Source organism: Aliivibrio thorii, from assembly GCF_057368585.1.
Window position 1 is genome coordinate 160,760 of sequence record NZ_JBXXRD010000003.1, and the last position, 6,140, is coordinate 166,899.

Sequence of the window (6,140 nt, forward strand, 5' to 3'; positions counted from 1 at the left end):
CTTTGTAACTCAGCTTCATTTAATGACACGAAGGTTGCTAAATGATTATGTTGATACTGATACGAGGAGGATTGCATGTCTGATCCAATTGCGAGTACCTTTAAGCAAAAAACCCGTTTAGCAATGAGTAATGACTTATTTGAGAATAAATCACGTCACATTGATACGAGGCCTATTTATGCTCGCATTATTGCTTTAATCCCTTGTGTTCTAGATGTGTTGTATTTTTTAGCTGCTTTAGCTGTGTTGTTTTTACCATCATATAGTTATTTTATTTTCGTTCTATTTTTATTGTTTGGTATCTATGCCGTTAGTGTTCAATTTGATTATCTAATATCTGCACCGACTTTTTCTAAAGGTAACGGGTGGATTCCTGAAGATGGACGAAACAAAAAACAACATAAGCTCAAAGCATTTATGTTGATTGGCTATGATTTATTGTTTGGCCGCCAGATGTGGATCCCTATTGATAGAGAGACTCGAATGAGTCTTATTTTAGGAACTACAGGGTCAGGTAAGACAGTTACTCAAAATGCTCAATTATATCAAACGTGTTTGCATGGCCATTTTAAATACGGTGCGCCTATGCTGCTTTTTGATGGTAAAGGCTCTATAGCAGGCTTGTACGATTTTCTTTTTTATATAGTTCGTGCTGGCCGTATTCATGATCTTCGAATTCTAAACTTTCTAACTGGTGGTATAACCCAAGATTTAAAGGCCATGTTAGATGATGATTGGTCATCAAATAAATTCCAGCCTTTTTCAGTTTTAAATAAAGAAGAAGCGAGAGGGCTAATCATGTCCTTTGGTCGAAGCTCAGAGGGTGGTAACTCAGATTTCTTTAGAGACCGTGCCAATACCATGCTTACAGGGGTTTTCTCTGTTCTTTGTTGGCGTCGTGATGAGCTGGGTGAACCGTTAGATGCGGCTGTAATTCAAAGAAATATTGAATTAAAAACCATGTTTAGGTTAGCGGCTGATAATAGTATGCCTCTCGATGTACTTAAGCCTTTACGCGAATACTTAAAAACATTGAATGCCGTCGAAGACGCTCATTTTGCGATGGATGTAGATCAAGGCTTTGAAATTAATGCTAAGGCAGAAGAACAACATACTTATAACCGTTCAATGCTCGCAAAAACAATCAATGAAATGGTTGAATCGTTAGGGCATATATTTTGTTCAACAGGAAGTGATATTAATTTACGTAATGCAATAGCGCATGGCCAAATTGTAATTGTGTTACTTCCTTCAATTGAAAAAGAGCCTGATGCTATGGCCGAATTGGGGCGTATGGTTGTGGGCGCGTTACGTCCAGCCTGTGCTCCATTATTAGGGTTTAAGATCCAAGGTTCTAAGCTTGAAGTGGTTGATGCTTTACCTTCAAACAGAATTATCCCTGTTCGGATCTCTTTTGATGAGGTTCTTAACTATTACACTCGTGGTATGAGTCAGTTTTTATCATTACTTCGCTCATCTAATGTGGCTATCTCAATGCTTGGGCAATCGCTTAAAGGTATTTATGATGCAGGGGAATCGGAAGGTCGTCAGTCACTTGCTAACTTAAACAACAAGTTCTTATTTTCTACTCAAGATGTATACGAAACAATGGAATTGATTTCTAAATCTGTTGGTTCTGTTGTTTCTACTCAATTAGGTGAATTACAAGCGAATAATACTTTTGGTTGGAGAAATGCAGACCGTTTGCAATTATCGAAAGAAGAGTTGATAGATGCTCGTGATATGGCTGCGGCTGACCCAATGGAAGGTATCTATCTTTATCGTGGTAGCGTTACTCCATTTAAATCAGCAACATTTTTTCCTGATGATAAAAGAGATGGCACATTAGATTATTTTAAATTAAATATCTTCGCAGAACTGTTAACACCACCTGATGACGACGTTGAGCGTGTTAAATCAATGCTGAATATGAATAATCAAGTTAAAGCGAATACCCTTAATAAGATTGATGAAACAGAATCATCTAATGCAGTTATTAAGGCATTTACTGACACTTTAAATTCTAATTTAGCTGCCGCAAAAGATATTGGAAGTCAGTATCGTCATTTGCTTCATATCATGACTTACACACTCGTTGATGAGCTGCTATTAGATCAAGAAGATACTTTTGATAGTGCAATAAGTGCTTTAGAAAATACGTCTGAATTGAAGCATAGAACGGGGAATGTTGATGTAGATGTTCGTCATGTAATAACAAGCAATAACGATGAAGTGATTGTTAGTGAGCCAACGGAAGATGATTTTTCTGAGTTCTCTGAGTTTTCCGCACCAGAGCAAGCCAATGATACAGAGAGCGCTCAAAGTGATGAATCTTTGCCTTCGCATGGTCATAGCTCTAATACCCCAGAGAAGGCAATAGAAGATAAAACCAAAGACACTCAAGAAGACGACTTAACACCTGAAGCTATTATGAAAAGAAACGCTTCGTCTTTAGGGCTTTCAATTGAAAGTGTTAGTGATTTCCCTCTTATTAATGATGATGAAAATGAAACGACGAGTGACGGTGTCACGTTTAATGCTGAGGTTAACGGTGAATTTGATTTCGGAGACGATGAACGACCAGAAATTGATGATGATTATTTAGCGTATTTTTCAGAAAAACAGGAACCTATACCAGCACTAAGTGATGATGAAGAGACTGAAGAGTTGTCATTATCTCATTTATTACTTTCAGGTGAAGCCCTTGAATCTCATTTAAATAATCAAAGCGAGTCTTTACCATTTGGTCGAACGCTTGAAGGTAGTGATTCAGAAGCTAATAACGCAAATGATGAAAGTGACCAAACAGATGAAACTCAAGAGAGTAATGATTCGAATGTTTCTGATTCTAGTGGGCAACAAAGCGAGTTAGCGATTAGCAAAACAGTGACCAAATTATTTAATGATGGTGAACAAATAACAGGCTTGAATTTCGAAGAGATTAAAGAAGCATATATAGCGCCATCTAATTACATAGAAAAGCCAGTACTGGATTCGTTAAGTGAAGATGACGCAAAGCATTATGTAGAAACGGTACATTCAACAATAACCAAAACAGAAAGCTCAATGGCAGATGATCTATTGAACGATATGTTTGGTGACATGAATTAGGACGGAAGAGATATGGATATCCCTATAGATAACACCATTACTTCAATGGATTTGGCTTTTTATGAATACAAGGCCAATAAGGGTGAAAAGCTAGCTACCTGTGTAATTAAAGCTGCGAGACACTATAAAATCCACCCTGATTATATTTATACCATTGCAAAGCAAGAAGCTGGAACTACAGGGGAATACCGTAGAAATAAAAGTGATGGTACGCATGATATAGGGCAGATGCAGATTAACTATGAAACATGGGCTGAGGAGTTTTTACGTTTAGGATTTAAGGTTGATTGGTCAAGAGTACTTTATGACTTATGCGATAACGTATTTGTTGGAACGAAAATAATAGAATTACGTCAAGGTACTGCGAAAAATGCATTAACAGCAATGGCGAATTATCACTGGTTTGTGAATGCAAAGAATAAAGCGCCTCACTTTGTTTATAGAAAGCACATCACCAAAAAATACAAACGACTTCAAAAAGAAAAAGAACGTTTTAATGAATCTAATCAACTTGTAATGAATCTAATCAACTTGTAATGAATCGGTGAATTTATGTTGATCGTTGCTGAAAAATATCGCATGGCTCATGTATTAGCGAAGGTTTTAAAATTCGAGAAGTTCTCATGGCCATTCTTTTATAATGAGGCAGGGGATGTCATTGCATATTCTCAAGGTCATTTATTTCAACCAAAGCATTTAAAAGATGAACTGTATACTTGGTCGAACCCGAAACCATTTGAATCGTTGCCTACAGAGCTGTTTATGCTACCAACGGTTGATTACACTATTCGTGTTCGTAAAAGATCGTTATCTACAGGTTATTTGCGTGAGCGTGTGCCTATGCTCATGCAAGAGCATGATGTTATTGTAAACGCATGCGACCCAGATAAAGAAGGCGAACGTATTTTTTATGATCTGTTTAATTCTGCTCAAACCAGTGCTGTAGTTTTACGTTTAGATTTGAGTAAAGGTATTACTCAGTCATTGATCCACGCTGCGTATGACAATTTGTTTGATGCAAGAAAAACGAAGGCTAAGCATTATTCAGCACAAGCTCGGTTATGTGGCGATTTAGGTTATGCATTATTAACATCGGTTATGACGTTCTATGGTAGAAAAGGGTGCTTACATCCTTTGCTTGCTGGCTATACAGATAAACAAAAAAGTGTTGTGTCTGTCGGTAGAGTACTTATTCCTGTATTACAACTGATTGATGATCAGTGTTGTCTTGTTGAAAATGTTAAGTTAAAGCAAGTTCATTGCCCTTACGTCGAAGGAAGAACGGAATCAGGGGCTAAGGTTACTTTTTACTATGATTGGCAGCGACTTGGTTTACCAGCATCGGCTTTATCTGATCCACGTCTAGCTCAAAAATATATTCAACAAAAATCACTCAATGATGAATTTGTTATTGAATCAGTCATCAATGAAATGCATATGGTCGCAGCCCCAGATATGTATGATACGGCTTCAATGCAAGCTGATATGAAAGAATTATCGCCAACTGAAACACTTGATGTTTTACAATCACTGTATGAAAAGGGATTGATTACTTATCCAAGAACAGATGAGACGGCATTACCTGACGATGATATGACTTCTGATAAATTAAGCGCTTTATTTGCCAGTATGGACAATAACCTTAATTCTGTGTCAGACCGAACCTCTAAATCATCAAGAGGTTTTTTAGAAAAACATGAGTCGTTAATTGAAAATGCATTACCAGATAATAATAATCAAAGCAATGATATTTCAGCCGCTCATACGGCATTATCACCAACCTCGGCACAAGCGAATTTATCAAATTTAACTGATACTGAAATCGCTGTTTATTCCAAAATATGCGAACGCTTCACCTCGGCACTTGAGGGGGAGAAGTCTGTTTGTATAACAACGGTCACTGGAAAATTTGCCAATGATAAGAATGGAATGCTGGGGGAGCAAGACGCCCCTTTCTCATTTGAAAAATCTACATACACTTCAAATCTAGAGAAAAGTAAAAGCAAATACATAGCGCTAAATGAAGGCGATATTATCTTATTGGATAAAATCAATGTCAGAGCTGAGGCGCTAGATATCCCTCAATATTATGCAGAAAATGAGATCCCATTAGTCATGCTTAAGGTTGGGGATCAAGTTTCAGATCCAGTAGTTGCCAAATTACTGCATGAAACAAAAGGGCTTGGTTCTGCTTCAACACGAGATAAAATTGTAGCGTCTTTACTTAAGCGTGATTATGTTGAAATTTCAATTATTGATGAACGTCGTTGCATTATTATTACAGGTAAAGGAAAAGCCATTTTAAGTACGTTACCGAACCAATTTAAAAGCCCTGTGACAACAGCAATATGGGAACATGAGTTCTATAAGATAGAGACGTGTAATGATCTTGAACTTGCTAAACAGATGCGTGATGGGTTTATTAGAAAAATATACACTCAACTAGAAACATACATTAAATTTTTGAATAAACGTTACGGACGTAATGTACAGGGCGTTTCGTCTGGAAATGATACGTTGCCTTCAAAAGAATTAATTTTCAAGGTTAAACAGTTAGCTAGATTGAAGCAACTTGAGCTCCCTGTTCAAGTATTAAATAGTAATTCGCTTGCAGAGAAATGGCTACTTGCTAATGCTTCAGTTATGCACTCCAGTATGAAAGAGCAGTTGGAACAATCAGGGTTATCAACATGTAATAATACTTTACGTGATGAGCGTCGAATTGATATCCGTAAACAGGCGATACAAGGAAAAAGCTCAAACCCTCCAACACAAGCCCAGATGCTCAAAGCGATAAAATTATCAAAACAATCAGGGATACGAATGCCCGAAAAAGCCAAGAAAACGGCCAGTGAGTGTCATGTATTCATCGATGAGTGTAAAAAGAAGCTAACCCCTTCAGATGAGCAAATCAATACGCTTAAACGCCTTGCGGCTAAGCATCGCTATCCAGTATCAAAATTAATCTATAAATCGCGCAAGCAAACCATGAATTTAATCAACAAACTTAGAACTAAATAGGTGACAGA

3 protein-coding genes are annotated in these 6,140 nt (G+C 37.3%); all 3 read left to right on the forward strand.

Annotated elements, in window-relative coordinates:
- The first annotated feature begins 75 nt into the window (after window positions 1-75).
- Genes AC2IP4_RS21610 through AC2IP4_RS21620 form a run of 3 tightly spaced genes read left to right on the forward strand, consistent with a single transcriptional unit; the run spans window position 76 to window position 6,132 of the window.
- Entirely contained in the window at window positions 76-3,111 is a 3,036-nt protein-coding gene (locus AC2IP4_RS21610) for a type IV secretory system conjugative DNA transfer family protein (RefSeq protein ID WP_486317193.1), read from the forward strand.
- A 12-nt stretch (window positions 3,112-3,123) separates the two neighbouring features.
- Window positions 3,124-3,648: a transglycosylase SLT domain-containing protein gene (locus AC2IP4_RS21615; RefSeq protein ID WP_486317194.1), complete on the forward strand. Its 525-nt coding sequence runs from the start codon at window positions 3,124-3,126 to the stop codon at window positions 3,646-3,648.
- Between the two features lie 15 nt (window positions 3,649-3,663).
- Window positions 3,664-6,132 (forward strand): DNA topoisomerase, encoded by a 2,469-nt coding sequence (locus AC2IP4_RS21620; protein ID WP_486317195.1) that lies wholly within the window; start codon window positions 3,664-3,666, stop codon window positions 6,130-6,132.
- Window positions 6,133-6,140: the final 8 nt, after the last annotated feature.

What these genes read in the sequence shown, in the direction of transcription:
- AC2IP4_RS21610 (WP_486317193.1), top strand. Translation starts at nt 76, where the DNA reads ATGTCTGATCCAATTGCGAGTACCTTTAAGCAAAAAACCCGTTTAGCA.
- AC2IP4_RS21620 (WP_486317195.1), top strand. Translation starts at nt 3,664, where the DNA reads ATGTTGATCGTTGCTGAAAAATATCGCATGGCTCATGTATTAGCGAAG.
- AC2IP4_RS21615 (WP_486317194.1), top strand. Translation starts at nt 3,124, where the DNA reads ATGGATATCCCTATAGATAACACCATTACTTCAATGGATTTGGCTTTT.